At 42.1% G+C, this 17,552-nt stretch carries 17 protein-coding genes; 14 read left to right on the forward strand and 3 right to left on the reverse strand.

The window, feature by feature from the left end; genetic code table 11:
- Positions 1–22 precede the first annotated feature (22 nt).
- The 3 genes from AC1DOV_RS27695 (at position 23) to AC1DOV_RS27705 (ending at position 4,636) form a co-directional block, all read left to right on the forward strand.
- Positions 23–1,408, forward strand: coding sequence for an ABC transporter substrate-binding protein (locus AC1DOV_RS27695; protein WP_076269514.1), 1,386 nt, complete (start codon positions 23–25; stop codon positions 1,406–1,408).
- A gap of 123 nt (positions 1,409–1,531) precedes the next feature.
- A complete protein-coding gene (locus tag AC1DOV_RS27700; protein WP_477551550.1) occupies positions 1,532–2,773 on the forward strand; it encodes an alpha-L-fucosidase in 1,242 nt (413 codons plus the stop codon).
- 45 nt (positions 2,774–2,818) lie between these two features.
- The gene (locus tag AC1DOV_RS27705) at positions 2,819–4,636 is read left to right on the forward strand and encodes a glycoside hydrolase family 35 protein (RefSeq protein ID WP_477551551.1); all 1,818 of its coding nucleotides are present in this window, start codon (positions 2,819–2,821) and stop codon (positions 4,634–4,636) included.
- Between the two features lie 599 nt (positions 4,637–5,235).
- On the opposite strand, the gene AC1DOV_RS27710 is transcribed toward AC1DOV_RS27705, so the two are convergent.
- Complete coding sequence (locus AC1DOV_RS27710) at positions 5,236–6,123, reverse strand: LysR family transcriptional regulator (RefSeq protein ID WP_477551552.1); 888 nt, start codon at positions 6,121–6,123, stop codon at positions 5,236–5,238.
- Positions 6,124–6,232: 109 nt separating this feature from the next.
- Between AC1DOV_RS27710 and AC1DOV_RS27715 the strand changes: the two genes are divergently transcribed.
- From AC1DOV_RS27715 to AC1DOV_RS27750, 8 genes are all read left to right on the forward strand, one after another.
- Positions 6,233–6,631, forward strand: a complete 399-nt coding sequence (locus AC1DOV_RS27715; RefSeq protein ID WP_477509179.1) for a tautomerase family protein — start codon at positions 6,233–6,235, stop codon at positions 6,629–6,631.
- A 14-nt stretch (positions 6,632–6,645) separates the two neighbouring features.
- Entirely contained in the window at positions 6,646–6,975 is a 330-nt protein-coding gene (locus AC1DOV_RS27720; protein ID WP_477509178.1) for a carboxymuconolactone decarboxylase family protein, read from the forward strand.
- Between the two features lie 122 nt (positions 6,976–7,097).
- Positions 7,098–7,241 (forward strand): hypothetical protein, encoded by a 144-nt coding sequence (locus tag AC1DOV_RS27725; RefSeq protein ID WP_477509177.1) that lies wholly within the window; start codon positions 7,098–7,100, stop codon positions 7,239–7,241.
- A 564-nt stretch (positions 7,242–7,805) separates the two neighbouring features.
- Positions 7,806–8,612: an acyltransferase domain-containing protein gene (locus AC1DOV_RS27730; protein ID WP_477551553.1), complete on the forward strand. Its 807-nt coding sequence runs from the start codon at positions 7,806–7,808 to the stop codon at positions 8,610–8,612.
- A 159-nt stretch (positions 8,613–8,771) separates the two neighbouring features.
- A complete protein-coding gene (locus AC1DOV_RS27735; RefSeq protein WP_477509175.1) occupies positions 8,772–9,578 on the forward strand; it encodes a helix-turn-helix transcriptional regulator in 807 nt (268 codons plus the stop codon).
- Positions 9,579–9,660: 82 nt separating this feature from the next.
- The gene (locus tag AC1DOV_RS27740) at positions 9,661–10,629 is read left to right on the forward strand and encodes a proline dehydrogenase family protein (RefSeq protein ID WP_477551554.1); all 969 of its coding nucleotides are present in this window, start codon (positions 9,661–9,663) and stop codon (positions 10,627–10,629) included.
- Between the two features lie 264 nt (positions 10,630–10,893).
- Positions 10,894–11,862: a flagellin gene (locus AC1DOV_RS27745; RefSeq protein ID WP_477551555.1), complete on the forward strand. Its 969-nt coding sequence runs from the start codon at positions 10,894–10,896 to the stop codon at positions 11,860–11,862.
- The gene (locus AC1DOV_RS27750) at positions 11,843–12,766 is read left to right on the forward strand and encodes a flagellin (RefSeq protein ID WP_477551556.1); all 924 of its coding nucleotides are present in this window, start codon (positions 11,843–11,845) and stop codon (positions 12,764–12,766) included. The genes AC1DOV_RS27745 and AC1DOV_RS27750 overlap by 20 nt, the downstream gene beginning before the upstream one ends.
- Before the next feature lie 107 nt (positions 12,767–12,873).
- On the opposite strand, the gene AC1DOV_RS27755 is transcribed toward AC1DOV_RS27750, so the two are convergent.
- Positions 12,874–13,206, reverse strand: coding sequence for a response regulator transcription factor (locus AC1DOV_RS27755; RefSeq protein WP_477509173.1), 333 nt, complete (start codon positions 13,204–13,206; stop codon positions 12,874–12,876).
- Positions 13,207–13,541: 335 nt separating this feature from the next.
- Here AC1DOV_RS27755 and AC1DOV_RS27760 point away from each other — a divergent pair, with 335 nt between their 5' ends.
- Both AC1DOV_RS27760 and AC1DOV_RS27765 read left to right on the forward strand, forming a co-directional pair.
- Positions 13,542–14,714 (forward strand): sensor histidine kinase, encoded by a 1,173-nt coding sequence (locus AC1DOV_RS27760; protein ID WP_477551557.1) that lies wholly within the window; start codon positions 13,542–13,544, stop codon positions 14,712–14,714.
- The gene (locus AC1DOV_RS27765) at positions 14,707–15,417 is read left to right on the forward strand and encodes a response regulator transcription factor (protein WP_477551558.1); all 711 of its coding nucleotides are present in this window, start codon (positions 14,707–14,709) and stop codon (positions 15,415–15,417) included. The genes AC1DOV_RS27760 and AC1DOV_RS27765 overlap by 8 nt, the downstream gene beginning before the upstream one ends.
- Positions 15,418–15,513: 96 nt before the next feature.
- On the opposite strand, the gene AC1DOV_RS27770 is transcribed toward AC1DOV_RS27765, so the two are convergent.
- Positions 15,514–15,840: an antibiotic biosynthesis monooxygenase family protein gene (locus tag AC1DOV_RS27770; protein WP_441879518.1), complete on the reverse strand. Its 327-nt coding sequence runs from the start codon at positions 15,838–15,840 to the stop codon at positions 15,514–15,516.
- A gap of 299 nt (positions 15,841–16,139) precedes the next feature.
- Here AC1DOV_RS27770 and AC1DOV_RS27775 point away from each other — a divergent pair, with 299 nt between their 5' ends.
- A complete protein-coding gene (locus AC1DOV_RS27775; protein WP_477551559.1) occupies positions 16,140–17,534 on the forward strand; it encodes an alanine/glycine:cation symporter family protein in 1,395 nt (464 codons plus the stop codon).
- Positions 17,535–17,552 lie beyond the last annotated feature (18 nt).

Here is a 17,552-nt window from a genome sequence, read left to right on the forward strand (position 1 = left end):
TATTAAATAGGGGGGCAAAAAAATGAATCATAAGGGTAAACGCAAGTTTTTAGTTTCGATCTGTCTTTTGTTAGCGGCTTTTGCAGTGCTAAGCGCATGTGGAGGTAATTCTAATTCGCCTAAAAGCTCAAACGCTGCCGGCTCTGAGGGTACGGCGGACAAGCAAGTGACCATTAAGTATTACAATTTTGACAGTGCAGCTCAAGAGGTTGGTACAAAAGCTATGCTGCAAGAATTTGAGAAAGAAAATCCGGATATTAAAGTTGAGCATGTCATTCTTGTTCCGGGTAATTCCTTGGAAATGTTGAAAAAGCTTGATTTTCTAATCTCTTCGGGTGAAGCGGTCGACGTCGTAAACGTTCCGAGCGCGTCAGCGGTTATCGAAAGAGCAACTAGAGGCGCGCTAGCTCCGCTGGATGAATATTATGCTGCCAATAATCTTGTTGCTGCGGATGAATATTTTGTTAATCCAAAAGTGGGCGACAAAACTTACGGCATGCAGATGTCTACAGGTTACCAGTTCATTCTATTGAATAAGGATGCCCTAGATGCAGCAGGCTTGCCAGTGCCGACATACGGTTGGACATGGGATGACTTCCGCGATTATTCCAAGAAGCTGACCAAAGGCGAAGGCGTGGATAAACAGTACGGTTCGTACTTCCATACCTGGGAATTGTATATGAATGCTCCAGCCCAAACGGTGATGAAAGATCCTTTCCGTTATGATGATGGAACGACGATCTTGGCTGATCCAACTTATAAATACTTCTTCCAGCTGCGCAAAGACATGGAAACGGTAGATAAATCGGCTAAGCCTTATGCGGATGTTCTTGCATCGAAGCTTAACTATCGTACTGAATTTTTCAGTGAAAGTGCTGCGATGATTCTTTCCGGAAGCTTTATGATTCCTGACCCAGGAAATACGGAGCAATATCCGCATGATTTCAAAACGGCATTTGCTCCAGTTCCGCTTCCTCCTGCGAATGCGCAGCCAAAAGATTATGAAGGCGGTAAGTACTTTGTAGGTGGAGGGCATCTAGTAATGGGTGCGACTTCCAAGCATAAAGAAGCTTCATTCAAATTAATGCGCTTTATGACAACAACTGATTCGGAATCAAGAAATGAATTCTCTGGCTGGAAAAAATCAGACCAAAACGTCGTACTTGATCGTTTGATCGGTGCAAACGCTGATAAATATGATGTTGAATCGCTTAAAAACACATTGTTTGGCCCTGAAATTAAATATTTGGATGCTTCACAAGTGGTAACGACAAGTACTGCTGATTTGACGAAAGTTATCGGAGATGGCTTTAGCAAGTTCATGCTTAGCAGCGATTCCATTGACGATGTACAAGCATGGATGGTAAAAGAAGCGACGAGAATCATTGATGAGAAAGAAACAAAATAAAGTTAAGTGAATTGAAACCGAAATTGAGGAGCTTTGAGCAGTCTAGACATGGCTGCTGCAAAGCTCCTTTTTCTTGTGTCGGATCAATGGCAACTTAAGAGTGCAAGGAAAGGGAGATGCAGCATGGCTAACTTATCATCATCATTATCAGTGCCAACCGAGCAGCAGCGTCGTTGGCAGGATCTTGAACTCGGAATGTTCTGTCACTTTGGAATGAATACGTTTTGTGATCAGGAATGGGGCGATGGGAATGACTCGCCTTCTTTATTTAATCCGGCCCAGCTTGATGCCCGCCAGTGGGTGCGTACGGCAAAGGCTGCAGGCTTCCGATACTTCGTCCTTACGGCAAAACATCATGACGGCTTCTGTCTTTGGCCGACCGCTACGACAGATTATTCGGTTGCCTCTAGTCCTTGGAGTGAGGGCAAAGGCGATATCGTAAGGGATTGTGCAGATGCCTGCCTTGAAGAAGGGATTGGCTTTGGCCTATATTTATCTCCATGGGATAGACATGAACCGTGTTATTCCGATCCAGAAGCGTATGATCTCTTCTACGCTGGTCAGCTGGAGGAATTGCTAACGGGTTATGGTCCACTCGTTGAGATCTGGTTCGATGGAGCGGGCTCCGAAGGAAGAGAGTATGACTGGAAACGCATCATGAGCTTAATTAAGCAGCATCAGCCGGATGCCATGGTGTTTAATATGGGAGCACCGACGATCCGATGGGTAGGGAATGAGGATGGTCTTGCCCCTTATCCTTGCTGGAATACAGCTGAATCTGCTCGGGTAAGCATGTTTAGTGAAGGGGATCTGAAATGGCTGCCAGAAACACCTCGCTGGGTACCGGCAGAATGCGATGTCCCTATTCGGAAGGACCGATGGTTCTGGCATCCTGAGGAGGAGCATCTGCTGCTTTCTTTGGAGCAATTAATGGATATCTATTATCGGTCGGTTGGCCATGGTGCAACACTGCTTTTGAATGTAACGCCAGATAACCGGGGGCTTATGCCGGAGGCAGATGTAAACCGGGTTATTTCGTTTGGAAACGAGGTTCGTCGCAGGTTTGATCATCCACTTGCCGAGCTGTTTGGCGAGGGAGAGGTTATCGAGCTTGTGCTGCCTCGGAAACTTGTCATCGACCATATCATCACTATGGAAGATATCGCTTATGGAGAACGGGTACGGGACTATAAGATTGAGGTTCAAGCTGGAAATGAATGGATAGAAATGATCCGTGGGAGCGCAATTGGGCACAAAAAAATAGATTTCTTCCAACCAATTTCCACAGACAGAATACGTTTAACTGTACTTGAGTCGGTAGAGCGGCCAATAATAAAACGTTTTGCCGTGTTTAATAGCAATTAGATTCGATGTTAGCATTGGAAACTATAAAGGATGGGAGAGGAAACCATGAGTCAATTGGAGATTAGAGATGAGCAGTATTACTTGCATGGGGAGCCTTACCGTATCGTGTCGGGTGCCGTACACTATTTCCGTGTCGTGCCAGAGTATTGGATGGATCGTTTGCAGAAATTGCAGGCATGTGGATTTAATACAGTAGAAACTTACGTTGCTTGGAATGTGCATGAGCCGCAGGAAGGTCAATTTCAATTTGAAGGAATGGCAGACATCGTCCAGTTTATTGAGCTTGCGGGACAACTGGGCTTGCACGTGATTGTTCGTCCCAGCCCATTTATTTGTGCGGAGTGGGAATTTGGAGGATTGCCGGCATGGCTATTGAAAGAGAGCGATATGCAGCTTCGCTGTTCGGATAGTGCCTATTTGGCGAAGGTAGATCGATATTACGATGTATTAATTCCTAAGCTTATTCCACTGCTCTCTACGCAGGGTGGGCCGATTCTTGCGGTGCAGGTAGAAAATGAATATGGCAGCTACGGCAATGATACCTCCTATTTAACCTATATTCGAGATGGGCTTGTACAAAGAGGGATAGACGTGCTGCTCTTCACTTCTGACGGACCTACTGACGAGATGCTGCTCGGCGGCACGATAGATGATGTTCATGCAACAGTGAATTTTGGATCGCGAGTTGTGGAATCGTTCGGAAAGTATCGGGAGTATAGAGAAACAGAACCGCTTATGGTTATGGAGTTTTGGAATGGATGGTTCGATCATTGGATGGAGCCTCACCATGTTCGTGATGCAGCTGAAGTGGCCGACGAACTGGATAAAATATTGGATAGTGGTTCATCGGTTAATCTCTATATGTTCCATGGCGGAACGAATTTCGGATTTTACAATGGCGCCAATCATATTAAAACGTATGAGCCTACGGTAACTAGCTATGATTATGATGCACCGCTGAGTGAGTGGGGGGGTGTGACGAGCAAGTATGAGGCGGTTCGCAGCGTGTTTGCTAAGCACGGCATCGAGCCAGGTTGTGAGATGCCGCAGCCGATTCCTAAATATTCATACGGCAAAGTGACACTGTCAGAGAGCGCGACACTGCTTGATAATTTGGACCAATTATCAGAGCCAGTAAAATCGACATTCATACAGCCTATGGAGAAATTCGATCAGGCGTACGGTTTTATTTTGTATTCGACATGGGTAAAAGGACCTCGATCTGGGCAGAAGCTGCATATTCAAGAGGTTCGTGACCGAGCGCAAGTATTTCTAGATGGCAAGTTATTAGGTGTGGTGGAGCGCTGGGACCCTAAGCCCTTAGATATTAGCATCCCAGAAAATGGGGCAAGACTCGATATCCTTGTCGAGAACATGGGGCGAATCAATTACGGTCCTCGACTTCGTGATCCGAAGGGGATTACCGAAGGAGTGCTCCTTGATAATCAATTTCTATACAATTGGACGATTCGGACGCTTCCTCTTTGTCCTGACTCTCTATCATCTGTTCGCTACGAGAGAACGAATGCTCATGAATTACATGTAGAAACTCCTGCATTTTACAAAGGTTCCTTTGAGGTAGAAGCGATCGGGGACACTTTTTTAAGATTTGATGGTTGGAATAAAGGCGTAGCATGGATTAATGGCTTTAATCTGGGACGGTACTGGGAGATTGGACCTCAGCGTGCGCTTTATATCCCAGGGCCTTTGCTGCGAAAGGGACGCAACGAAATTGTTTTTTTTGAGCTGCATGGTTTCTTGACTGAGCCTGTAATCACGCTTAGCGACCAGCCTGATCTAGGGGAATCCGCAGCGGTGGATGACCGGGTGTTAAATTTTGTGCAGGATGAGCAGATAACCTAAATCTAGCTTTAACCCTAGGCTTTAGCAATGAAGTAAATCAGAGGGTGTTCCAAAAGCAATAAGCTTCAGGGGCACCCTCCAACAAACCTAGCCGTTTTGCACACTGTAAGAACCTATGTGTGTTTATTGCTCCATTTCCCGCCTCGACCATACGCCTCAGCAACTCTATAAGCGCATATATGTTCTTACAGACCACAAACCTAGCCGTTTCACACGCTGTAAGAACCTATGCGTGCTTATTGCTCCATTTCCCGCCTTGACCATATGCCTCAGCAACCCTGTAAGCGCATATATGTTCTTACAGACCACAAACCTAGCCGTTTCGCACATTGTAAGAACCTATGTGTGCTTATTGCTCCATTTCCCGCCATGACCATACGCTTCAGCAACTCTATAAGTGCATATATGTGCTTACAGACCACAAACCTAGCAGTTTCGCACACTGTAAGAACCTATGTGTGTTTAGCTCCATAACCCGCCTCGATTATACGTCAAAATTCACTTGCCCGCCATTTGCTTAAGTGAGCATCAACAGACCCAAAAGAGAAAGATGCCATCATAGCTTCTGGTTGACCTTATTTTTGGTGCTAAACGAAAGCTCAATACACTTCGTTTCGCTGCAGTTCCTCTTTTACATATTGCATGAAAAGATTTTTGGATGATGAATTATACTCCGTGTTACGTAATTGCAGCAAACCGACTGGAATGGTTGAATTCTTCAGTTCAACGTGAATTTTCACAACATTCGTGGGTAACGCTGTTGAATCTAGAACGGCTCCAACGGAAGGTATTCTCTGAACGAATGAAGGAATAGCCGAAATTTGATTCACCGTATATAGAAAAGGGGTTTCGGTGTAATGGGAATATTGCTTAGCTAACCGCAGATAATACAAGCAGGTATTTCCTCCAACGATCATTTGATAGTTAAGCAGTTCTTCAAAGGATATTATTCCGTTTCTTTCAGCCAAGGGATGGTTGTTCGCTACAATGAAGGAAATATTCTCGTTATATAGAGGCTCAAAACTAAATGAAGAAAAATCGGCAGGCTCTCCGCATATGGCAAAGTCCAGTTGGTTCTGGAGTACCGCTCGTGACAAGGAGTCGGTGTTCCCGCTGACAAAGTGACATGATACTTTTGGTTTAAGTTCCTGGAATTGCCGCAGTGAGCTTGGCAGCACATGCTCGAATATCGATGCTAGTCCTCCGACGCGCAGGGAGCCAATCTCCTCTCTTTGCAAAGCTTTTGCTTGCTCAGTTACATGGTTCCAGTGTTGAATGAGCTTGTCAATTTCCACGGCAAAAATTTGTCCAGAAGCGGTTAACTCTGCATCCCATCCTCGCTTAAATAGCTGGATGCCCAATTCCTTCTCCAGCCGCTGGACTTGATTAGTAATCGTAGACTGCGCGTAATTCAATTTTGCGGCCGCTTTGGTGAAGTTTCCTTCTTGAATAATGGTTCGAAACGTAATTAGTTCCTTTAAGTCCATAGCACATATCTCCATCGGTATAATTGAATTAAAATATCATTTTATTCAATTATACAAATAAATTAGCGGGGAGTAAAATTAAGTTATCCCATTGAAGGAGTGATATAAAATGCCATTCATCAGAGTAAGTTACATGGAAAACCAATATGGGAAAGAACAGCTACCCATCATAAGCCAGGCGATTATGAATGCACTAATTCAGCATTTTAACGTGCCGGAGAATGATTGCTTTCAAGTTTTCCATTCACACAAAGAAAGCGAGTTTTATTTTAGCCGGAATTACTTAAATATAGAGCGAAGTGACGGGCTACTCTATATTCAAATTACGCTCAAATCCGGAAGAAGCACCGAGCAGAAAAAAAGCTTTTACGCAAAGTTAGCCGAACGATTATCAAATACGCTTAACATGAGGAAAGAAGACGTTTTCGTCGTACTGGTCGATACGGAATTCGAGGACTGGTCATTCGGTAACGGCGTAGCACAAATGATCGAACGTCCAGACAACTAAGGGGAGGCATAAGAATGAAACATCAAAAAATCAAATCAACTGCCCGAGAATCGTTTGGGGATATTGCACCTACTTTCGTGCGATATTCGGAAGAAGTACTCTTCGGTGACGTGTGGAGAAGAGAACAATTATCGCTTCGGGAACGCAGTCTCCTTACGATATCAGCACTAGTCACCGGTGGACTTACAGAACAGCTCTCTTATCATCTCCGCCTTGCAAAAGAGAACGGTCTGACCGAAGAAGAACTGATCGAAGCGTTGACCCATCTGGCGTTTTACGCTGGATGGCCGCGAGCTGTGTCGGCGATTCAAGTTGCGAAGGAAGTATTCGAGGTGAACATATAAAGATGGAACACGCCAATTCGGGCGTGTTTTTTGTGTATAAGGATGTCCATGGGTTCACTAGAATCATGATATACTAAAGCTTATGGAATAGTTAAGTTTAAGCCTAAGAGGAGGACACAAGCATGTCAACTGTGACCTTTTACCGCGAGGATTCGCTGCCTTTTTTGGAAGCAAAGCGATGTATGAGGAGCGATCTTGCCTATCAAAAGCATTTTCATATGGATGACCGGGTGTTAAATTTTGTGCAAGATGAGCAGACAACCTAACGGTAAGAGGTTTTATCTTGAGGTAGTTTAAGGCCAGCATGTGGTTAACTACCTTGTTATCCTGCACATATGCAGTAACTTATTCCTTATAAGCGTGTATACCTCACCTATCCTGTATATTTGCAATAAAATGTTGAAAACTTCAATGGTTAGCTAACTAATCGGTCTCTATGTTGTATGGTGTGCAACATAGACGCCTATCCGCATCGCATACAAGCCTCTACCCTGCATATATGCAGGATAGAAGCGATTGGTGAGCTTGAGTGTGAAGTATATTTGGTTCTACTTGCTGTATATACACATTAGCGAAAAGGGTCTGTTCTAAAGGTAGCTACAGCTACTTTCGGGATAGACCCTCTCTCTTTGACGATAACTATTGGCAGCGGTAGACTTTGAGAGGGGACAAATGGGTTGACAAGATAAAAGGAAAATTAATTGAATAGATCAAAACTTTACTCTTGATGAAAAAATATTCAAGGAGTACAATTTTTTCAATATAATCAGGGGAGATTGACTATAAATAAATCTTTTACCTGATTTGATGAAAAAAGAGGTGGAATTGTCTTGGACATAACAAAGTTTTGTGAGGGGATTAGGCTTAACGAGGCTGCTCGGCGGCAAGTATATGCGTATCCTATGAAGGAAGAGGAGTATAGTCAATATAAACAACATTTTCTTTCAGATCGATATTCATTTTTTGAAAAGGTAAAGCAAACAAAAGGTTATCGGAAATTGTTATTGTATTTATTTGTTAGATTTGCTGTAGATGCGTATGAGGAGTACCAGATACGAGGGATTAGTGATCAATATTATTATGATACCTTCTCTGATATTCAAATCTGGTGTTTAACCTGCAAGCGTGATTTCAATGAATACGGGATTGAAGAATACAATTGGCTGCAAGAGCATGTTCAGCTTCGTTTATTCCGATTGGGCAGATTGCAATTTCAGCCTTTTGCTATAGATCGTGATTTAGAGGTAGAAGGACAAAAAATATTTAAAAATCAAATTGTGCTTAATGTACATATTCCACAAGGCGAACCTCTTTCTCAACAGGGCGTAGAAGAGTCCTTTGAATTAGCCAGAGTTTTTTTTAGAGGAATATCTCCAGTGTACATTTGTCATTCGTGGCTGCTTTATCCGAATTTAAATAAGATTTTAAGTCATGGCTCCAATATATTGCAGTTTCAAAAGCATTTTTACATCTATGATATCGATGAGGCTTCAAGGGAAGCAGAGCAAAGAATATTCAACCGATTAAGTGCAAACCCATACAGTTATGACGAGGAAACAAGCTTACAGCGCAGTGCGAAAGCATTTCTAGTTGCTGGGAACAACCTAGGAAGCGGTTTTGGAATTAAGCTGGACTAAGAAAAATTCAATTGTGAAACTCCATCATTCGCTACTAAGAAGAACACGCCAATTCGGGCGTGTTTTTTTGTGTATATGGATGTCCATTGGTTCACTATAATCATGATATAATAAAGCTTATGGAATAGTTAAGTTGAAGCCTAAGAGGAGGACACAAGCATGTCAACTGTGACCTTTTACCGCGAGGATTCGCTGCCTTTTTTGGAAGCAAAACGATGTATGAGGAGCGATCTTGCTTATCAAAAGCATTTTCATGAGGAATATTCGATTGGACTTATAGATGAGGGTGAAACGAGCGCATGGTGCGATGGAACGCTGCTTCAAGTTGAAGCGGGAAGGGTCATTAGTTTTCCGCCGAAAATGATGCATGCTTGTCATCCTCTTGATGATATGGAGTGGCAGTACAAGATGCTTTTCATCAAGCCTGAATGGTTTCAAGGCCTTAATCATACAGAGCTTGGCCAGCTTGATATCCCGTACTTGCTGGAAGAGGGTAAAAATAATGTTTGTCGATTGCAAATAAACCGGACGATGGAGGCACTTATTAGCAAAGGTACTCCGCTTGAAATCGAAACGGCTTTAATTGAGCTGGTACAAGCACTCGTTAGTCAGAATACGGAAGATCTTGAACATGAATCACAGCGTAAACAGGATCAAAAGTACGTCAAACTGATAAAAGAGTATCTGCATGCGCATTATGACGAAAATGTTACGTTGGAACAGCTGGAGAATGAAGCGGGTATCAGCAGATTTCATCTTGTTCGTCTATTTAAGAAATGGAGCCATCTGCCTCCGCACGCTTATCAGATTTTGCTGAGAATCAATCATGCAAAGCTGGAATTGACCAAGCAGCGACCAATATCCGAAATTGCAGCAGAAGTGGGCTTTTATGACCAGAGTCACTTTTCGAAAGCATTTGTCAAAATCGTTGGGGCAACGCCGCAAAAATATGCTTTGTCTATTTGAAATGGAGCAATTTTATACAATACCGCTTCCTGCCTAGCTTGTAAACTTAGATTTACTTGAATAAAGGAGTGGTTGAACCATTATGCATTACAGATCAGACTTAGAAAAACAATTTACAGCAGCGCTCAAATCTATCGCTCGTCGTCCTGACCTAAAGTCATATGTGGAGCAAACGCCAGAGCTGAACCAAATGCTGCGACGTGCAGCTGCTCGGTATGTAACGGGTGAAGCAAGGCAAGATGGAGTTGAAGCAGCAAGCGAGCTTTCCTCCAAAGGATACGCGGTATCACTCGAGTATATCGGCGAGAATACAGCTGATGTCGCTGAATGTGAGGCAGCAGTTGCAGAAATGATGACGCTCATCCATGAAGCTCGGCAAAATGAGCTCTCCGCACGAGTATCATTTGATCTATCACATATCGGGCTCTCGCTGGATAAGGAGCTTGCTTATTCGAATCTTATGAATCTAGCTGAGCAGGCGCAGAAAGCTGGTGTTGAACTATTCATTAGTATGGAAGAGTCCTCGAAGACGGACAGAATACTGTCTATTTTTGAGCGAGCAGCTTCTATTTATCCGAATGTCGGCATTACGTTGCAGGCGCATTTGAAAAGAACACCGCAGGATTTGGCAGCTATATCCTCACCTAGCCGTATCCGCATCGTCAAAGGCGCGTATCAAGAATCCAGTGAATACTCGTTACCTCGTACTCCTGCGCTAAATGATCGTTATGTTGAACTTGTCGAGAGCGCGCTCCGCCAAGGACATCGTGTATCGATCGCTACCCATGATGAGTCTATTATTGAACAACTTCTTAATCAAGGAGTGGGATCAAGCTCTAATGCTGAGTTTGAAATGCTGTATGGCATTCGTCCAGATTTGAGCAGCAAGCTGAAAGCAGCAGGATATCCGATCAGGATTTATCTTACTTATGGACATGAATGGTATTTGTACTTGTGCCATCGCATTGCGGAGTACCCGCCGAATCTTTTTCAAGCTGTCATAGATACGGTAAGTCATGAGGGAGTCCAGCCTGTGCAGTCGTATGAGTGAAGGAGCTTAGTGGTGTGATGCTTTCGCGCGAGAGCAACTATGCTGAAGTACACTATAAAATAATCGTAAAACGCTTGAATTTTCGAGCGTTTTTTTGTTTTTTGCTTGTTTATAGAAAAATGAGCACCTAAGGAAATTTATTTTAATGTTTGGGAGGTTTTGGGTACATTGGTCTAGAATTGTAGATATAAGTAGTTCCGAAGTCTGTGTTTTAACTGTAAACTAATTAAACTTTCGCTTGATAAACGAACTGGAGAAGCCATAATGATAATTAATAATAACCCATCTGCTATTAACGCTCATAATAGTTTAAAGAAAAATAATATCCAAACGTCTAAAGCATCGGAAAAGCTGTCTTCGGGTCTACGCATTAATCGAGCAGCTGATGATGCAGCAGGACTAGCCATTTCAGAGAAGATGAGAGCTCAAATCAGAGGGTTAGATCAAGCACATAAAAACGTACAAAATGGGATATCACTTATTCAGACTGCTGAAAGCGGATACCAGGAAATAACGGATATTATTCAACGACAAAGAGAATTGATTATTCAAGGTATGAATGATACGAATACGTTTGAAGACAAGCAGAAAATTGACCAAGAAATTCAACAGCTTAAAGAAGAAATAAATAAAATTGCTACCCAAACGGAATTCAATACAATTAATCTTTTGGGACGAGATGACTATCAAATATTAGCCGACCGTTCAAGTCATACGATTAAAGTAAATACATCTGGACCGTTTCCTCCAACGACTATAATTAATGAAAGGACAACATCCTTTTTTTCAATTGGTATGACTGAAGTTCCCGTAACCGCTCAATCTTCGAATACGAATACAACAATCGGTAACGTTAATAATTTTAACGCTTCAGTCACGCCTATTACTTCACCTGATGGACGTGAGGGGTATAACAATTATGAAAAAAATGAACATATCCATACAGAGACAACAACTACAGGTACCTATTATTATGGAAGAGAACTAGTCAGCGATCCTAGATATAAAGAGCTTGATATTAAGCATCTTTCCATTAACAATGTGTTTTTTCAGACTGAGCTTATTCCAAGTGGAACGACAGCTGGACAGTACCCTGATTTTGGTGGATTTGAAGATCGTTTCATAACTGTGGAAATAGACGGTATCTCACATACCCTTGATAACTTTACTTTAACGAGTTCGACTATAACTTCGAGCGCGATTACAGCTGTTTATGAAAAAACATGGTATTGAAATCGAAAAGATTATGTCGACGGACGGGTCGGCTTTTAAAGCAGAGTTTAAAATTAAAAATAATTCCGGTGTAGATGATAAACAAATCAAATTTAGTGCTGGTTTTAAGCCGGAATACGACGGATCATATAATATTTCGTCCTCCAGCGGAGTTCCCACAGGCGTTACTGCTAATCAAACGGAAATACCGAGTTCAGGAACTGTGTTTGAACTATCAAATGATCTTGTGAATTACGATTTTTCATTCCTGAATGGCGGAAGCTACGTTAAGCCTAATACATTAACAACGGGAAGCGATATTTTGCAATCGGATAACTTAGGTCCCAATTTCATCACTCCGACATGGGGAACGACGGATCTTGATGATGGCGCTGTTTTAGAATTTGGCATTGTGCTAAATCATTTTAATTTTAAGAAAGATGTTTACCTCGTAACGAATAAAACGACAAGTCAAATTGATTCAATTATTGAAACGGTTACTACGGACATAACGGATGTGGACTATATTCCGCCTCGACTTGATATTCAAATCGGGGCAAACGAAAATCAATCGATAATTATTCCCCTTTTCAGTGTGAAGCTGGAAGGATTGGGTATTGCCAATATGTCTATTTTACCGCCGGCCATACCTAGTGAATCGCTAGCTCAAGCAGATCATGCCATAACAAGAGTTACAAACTATAGAACGATTTATGGAGCATTGCAAAATCGATTAGAACACACAGCGAACAACTTAGGAAATTATGCCGAAAATTTAACCGCAGCAGAATCACGAATACGTGATGCTGATATGGCAAAAGAAATGATGGATTTAACCAAATCGCGTATTCTGAATCAAACGGCACAAGCTATGCTCGCTCAGGCTAATCAAAATCCACAGGCTATTTTACATTTGTTCCAGTAACATGAAACCTACCTTTATGGTAGGTTTTTCATGTTGTTAGGGCATCTACATTTTCGCTATTGGTTGTGGATTGGTTAAATGGCTGCCGTATGGCAGGAGGATTGCTTTTAAGAGGATAAGGCATGGAAGAGCAGCAGTGAAAATAGTTTACGCATGGATCGAGCGCCAATTTTGTTCATTAGATTTGATAGATGATTTTTGACCGTCTTTTCACTGATCACGCATTTTTCGGAGATCTCGCGATTAGTAAAACCATATACAACGGAAAGGATGAGAATTTCTGATTCGCGCTGTGTAAGGCGATAACGAGTTGCAAAACTTTGCATAACAAAATCTAATCTTCGAATTAGAAAATCGTTAACATCTTCATTTTCTATATCGTAATTATTATTAAATATCGCTTCATGTGACGGTTTCTTAATTTCATAGGAGAGTTTCACTGTTTATACTTACCTTCTAGTATTAAGCGGATTGAGAAAAACACACTTAAAATGAGAAGCAAACAACCGATTGCGTTCCATACTATCACAAGCATTTCTACAAGTCTCCCTTGAACTTTTTTACTCTCACCTGCAGAAAAAAACATTGCTAATCCTAATTGTTTATCCAACTTTTCTCATTATAGATAATACGAAAGGCTTATTCTAGATGAAGAAGATCATTAGAAAATCGCTATTTCGTCATTTTTCGACTGCTTTTACCTCGAACATATGACTTAAGTCATGTTTATGATAAAATAAATGGTAAATCTATCATCCCACTCGGGGGCATTACTATGGATGTACAATTAAATAACAAAATGACTCACATCTTGTTCATCATTGTAATAGGAGCGACGATTTGCTTATTGTTTCATACGAGCAAGCTATCTGCTTTACTTTTATTGCTGGTATGTACGTATATAACGATCGTCTTCATTCGAAATTACATCCTAAAGATTAACCTAGAAGGATGGATAGGCATATTGAGCTTATCTATTCAATTAATCTTGGCATCTGTTATAACAATAGGGTCGGACAGCTTTTTTGCACAAATTTATATTTTAATTCTCGTTGGAGAATTTAGCTTTTATCACAGCAGAAACCTTTCGATTATCTTTACTACGGTGAGCTATACTAGTTTTGTACTAGGACTTTTGGTTTATCGCCAATTCCCGCCCTTTAAAGAAATAGCTTATATGTTGCCTCGTATCATCGACTACTTTGCAATTTTTGGGATAAGCCTCCTTGCAAAAATTGCTTTTCAGCAAAAGAATCAGCTGGCCAAAGACAATGAACAGCTGCGAATCGCATCCATTGAGTTAGCAAAGAAAACACAATTACAAGAGCGGACTAGAATATCCCGTGAAATTCATGATTCCGTTGGACACACGTTGACATCAGCGTTAGCTGGCCTGCAAACTGCAGCACATGCGATTGAGAAAAACAATTATGCGATTGCAAAAGATATGATCAATAGAACGAAAGAATATATTCACAATGGTTTGGATGATGTGCGAAGCTCGGTACAGCTGCTGCATGAACATGTTCTAGATCAACCTTTTATACCTGAGCTTATTAAGCTGATCGATGAAACGAAGAGACAAACTCAGGTGGAAATTACATGTGAGATTGATGCAGCATTGCCTGAACTGCTGCCAATAGTTGAAATAACGATTTATCGGGCATTACAAGAAGGCCTTACTAATGGTATTCGGCATGGTTGCAGTACCCATTTTGATTTTTCGCTAACTCATCGTGATGGGCAGATTCGGTTTATTTTATCCAATAATGGAAAAGTTCCATCGCAATTTGTTCATGGTTTTGGTTTGAAAGCGATGAATGAGCGAGTGAAGGAAATTGGCGGAGAATTAACGATTTTGAACGAGTGTGCTGCCGATGGTGTAGCACTAGACATAAGCATACCTGTTCAGACGAAAACGATAGAGCGGAGGGAGCAAATTGTCTAAAAGAACGATTGTGATAGCAGACGATCAGCCCTTAATTCGCGATGGTTTGGCAGCTATTTTAAGTATGGAGGAGGAATATTTAGTTGTAGCTACAACGGGTGATGGGTTGGCAACGATAGCGCAAGTAAGATTGCACCGTCCTGAGCTGGTTTTGATGGACATCCATATGCCGAAGTTAGATGGTTTGGAAGCAACAAAACGAATCAAAACGGAGTTTCCGGATACCAAAGTGCTCGTTCTGACAACATTCGAGGATGAAGAATACATATGGGAAGCGATACGGCATGGAGCTAACGGCTTTTTAGTTAAAGGGGTTGAGACTAAGAAGCTTCTCTCTACGATTCAGGATTGTTTAGAGGGGAGAATCAATTATCCCAGTCGTATTCAGAAACGTCTTGTACAGGCTCTTAACTTTCCAGAACAGCATGAACAAGGATCACCCAAAGAAATTTCCGAGCCTTATTCAATCGAGCAGCCTGATGACCTGCTGAATGGTTTGTCCGCACAGGAACGAAATATTGTAATGCAATTGAAGCAAGGGAAGTCGAATCAAGCTATCGCTTCTGAATTGTTTTTAACGACGGGTACAGTAAAAAATTATTTGAGTGCGATTTATAAAAAACTGAAGGTTTCGAGCCGAACGGAAGCAATCGCATATCTTCATCATTCTTCGGGAACATCATCACCCCCGAGTTCTACGTAGTCGATTGCCGAAAAAGCTGATTTTGGGATAACCCGAAGTCAGCTTTTTTGCGTAGTCGTACGATGTATTTTATGATGCGGCGCCATGCTTATTTGTTTAGTTTTTTTCGAAACCATAATCCCGTTCGACCTTGCAAACTCTCGTTTTGTAGCTGCTATACCAATCCGCTATTCCTTGTTGCTGTGCGACCAAATGCCGTTCATTTTGTTTCCATTTTTGAATCGCTTCAAGGGATTCCCAATAAGACACGGTAATGCCTAGCCCTTCTCTCGCACTTTCTACACCAAGATAACCAGGTTGAACGGAAGCAAGCTTCACCATTTCATCCGCCATTTCCTTGTATTGGTTCTCAATTGCTGTTCGTTCTGATGTAAATATGACAGCATAATAAGGCGGTTGTGGCGTTTTAGCAATTTCACTCATGATTTGCCTCCTTGAATTTGTACATATAAAGTTTAAAGAAAATAATTATACAGTTGTTTTTATCGAAAATAAACAACAGGATGAGCAGAAACCAATATGTGTATTTTGAAAAACATAACGTTTGTGCTATCATAGTTTCTTCCGAATATTAGATTGATGGTAGCAAAAGATTACATATTCCTATACAAATGAGTATTCGAGCAATCACATCAATAGATGAAATTATATTGTTATTAATTCCTTGCCTTGGGAAGTATAACTATGAATGGATTCTTAGAACGACATCGAGAGGGAAACAAATGGAGCAAATGATTCAAGATTTAATTGGTATTGTGAATGATTTTTTATGGTCGAAGCTGTTGATTGTTATGCTTATTGCAATTGGCCTTTACTTCACACTGCGGTCAAATGTACTGCAATTGCGTATGTTAAAGGAAATGTTCCGTCTGCTGTTTGAGTCCACAAGCGGTCCGCGCGGCAGCATTTCACCATTTCAGGCGTTTTGCATTAGTATGGCAGCTCGTGTAGGAACAGGGAATATTACCGGAATCGCTATCGCGATCGCGTTAGGTGGACCAGGGGCTGTGTTCTGGATGTGGATCATCGCGATTATTGGTTCAGCCTCAAGCTTCGTAGAAAGTACGCTTGCTCAGGTTTACAAGATTAAGGACGGAGAGAGCTTCCGCGGAGGCCCAGCTTATTATATGCAAGCGGGTTTAAAGAAGCGGTGGATGGGCGCCTTATTTGCGATCTTAATTACGTTGTCCTTCGGGCTCGTATTTAATGCTGTGCAGTCGAACACGATTACGATTGCTTTTGAGAACTCTTTTGGCACCAATCGACTGGCAGTGGGATTGATTATGACAGCGATATTTGCTGTTATCATTATTGGCGGTGTTAAGCGGATCGCCAAGCTATCCGAATATATTGTGGTTGTGCTGGCGGTTTTGTATATTGGGGTTGCTCTTACGATTGTTGTGATAAATATTGCAGATATGCCAGCTGTGCTTGCTTTAATTGTAAAAAATGCGTTTGGAATAGAACAAGTAGCCGGCGGATCACTTGGCGCAGCGCTTATGCATGGCGTAAAACGCGGTTTATTTTCTAACGAAGCAGGGATGGGCAGTGCTCCCAATGCTGCAGCTACCGCAACGACCAGTCATCCAGCGAAGCAAGGCTTGATCCAAGCGCTTGGTGTTCTGTTTGACACCTTAGTCATTTGTACGAGTACAGCATTTATTATTTTGCTGTCAGGCGTATATGAACAGCAGGGGTTAGGCGGAATTGAACTCACGCAAGCAGCTCTGAGCGTACATATGGGTTCATGGGCATCGGGCTTCCTAGCGATCATGGTTTTTCTGTTCGCGTTCAGCACATTGATGGGCAATTATTATTATGGAGAAACGAATATTGAGTTTCTCAACACCAGTAAAGTCTGGTTATGGCTATACCGCATTTGTGTGCTGGCGATGGTCATTTTCGGGTCGGTTGCCAAAGTGCAGCTTGTCTGGGATTTAGCAGATTTGTTCATGGGACTGATGGTGGTGATCAATCTCATCGCCATTACTCTTTTATCACGAATCGCCTTTGATGTGCTGCGGAACTATATGCAGCAGAAGAAGGCAGGGCGTGATCCGCAATTTGTGAAGAGCAGCGTCAAAGGCTTGGAAGACGTGGAATGCTGGGATGACTGAGAACCGCATTATGCACAA

The organism is Paenibacillus sp. 01T47 (genome assembly GCF_056398245.1).

Coding starts and splice junctions, on each gene's coding strand:
- AC1DOV_RS27695 (WP_076269514.1), top strand. CDS start 23: ATGAATCATAAGGGTAAACGCAAGTTTTTAGTTTCGATCTGTCTTTTG.
- AC1DOV_RS27700 (WP_477551550.1), top strand. CDS start 1,532: ATGGCTAACTTATCATCATCATTATCAGTGCCAACCGAGCAGCAGCGT.
- AC1DOV_RS27705 (WP_477551551.1), top strand. CDS start 2,819: ATGAGTCAATTGGAGATTAGAGATGAGCAGTATTACTTGCATGGGGAG.
- AC1DOV_RS27710 (WP_477551552.1), bottom strand. CDS start 6,123: ATGGACTTAAAGGAACTAATTACGTTTCGAACCATTATTCAAGAAGGA.
- AC1DOV_RS27715 (WP_477509179.1), top strand. CDS start 6,233: ATGCCATTCATCAGAGTAAGTTACATGGAAAACCAATATGGGAAAGAA.
- AC1DOV_RS27720 (WP_477509178.1), top strand. CDS start 6,646: ATGAAACATCAAAAAATCAAATCAACTGCCCGAGAATCGTTTGGGGAT.
- AC1DOV_RS27725 (WP_477509177.1), top strand. CDS start 7,098: ATGTCAACTGTGACCTTTTACCGCGAGGATTCGCTGCCTTTTTTGGAA.
- AC1DOV_RS27735 (WP_477509175.1), top strand. CDS start 8,772: ATGTCAACTGTGACCTTTTACCGCGAGGATTCGCTGCCTTTTTTGGAA.
- AC1DOV_RS27740 (WP_477551554.1), top strand. CDS start 9,661: ATGCATTACAGATCAGACTTAGAAAAACAATTTACAGCAGCGCTCAAA.
- AC1DOV_RS27745 (WP_477551555.1), top strand. CDS start 10,894: ATGATAATTAATAATAACCCATCTGCTATTAACGCTCATAATAGTTTA.
- AC1DOV_RS27750 (WP_477551556.1), top strand. CDS start 11,843: ATGAAAAAACATGGTATTGAAATCGAAAAGATTATGTCGACGGACGGG.
- AC1DOV_RS27760 (WP_477551557.1), top strand. CDS start 13,542: ATGGATGTACAATTAAATAACAAAATGACTCACATCTTGTTCATCATT.
- AC1DOV_RS27770 (WP_441879518.1), bottom strand. CDS start 15,840: ATGAGTGAAATTGCTAAAACGCCACAACCGCCTTATTATGCTGTCATA.
- AC1DOV_RS27775 (WP_477551559.1), top strand. CDS start 16,140: ATGGAGCAAATGATTCAAGATTTAATTGGTATTGTGAATGATTTTTTA.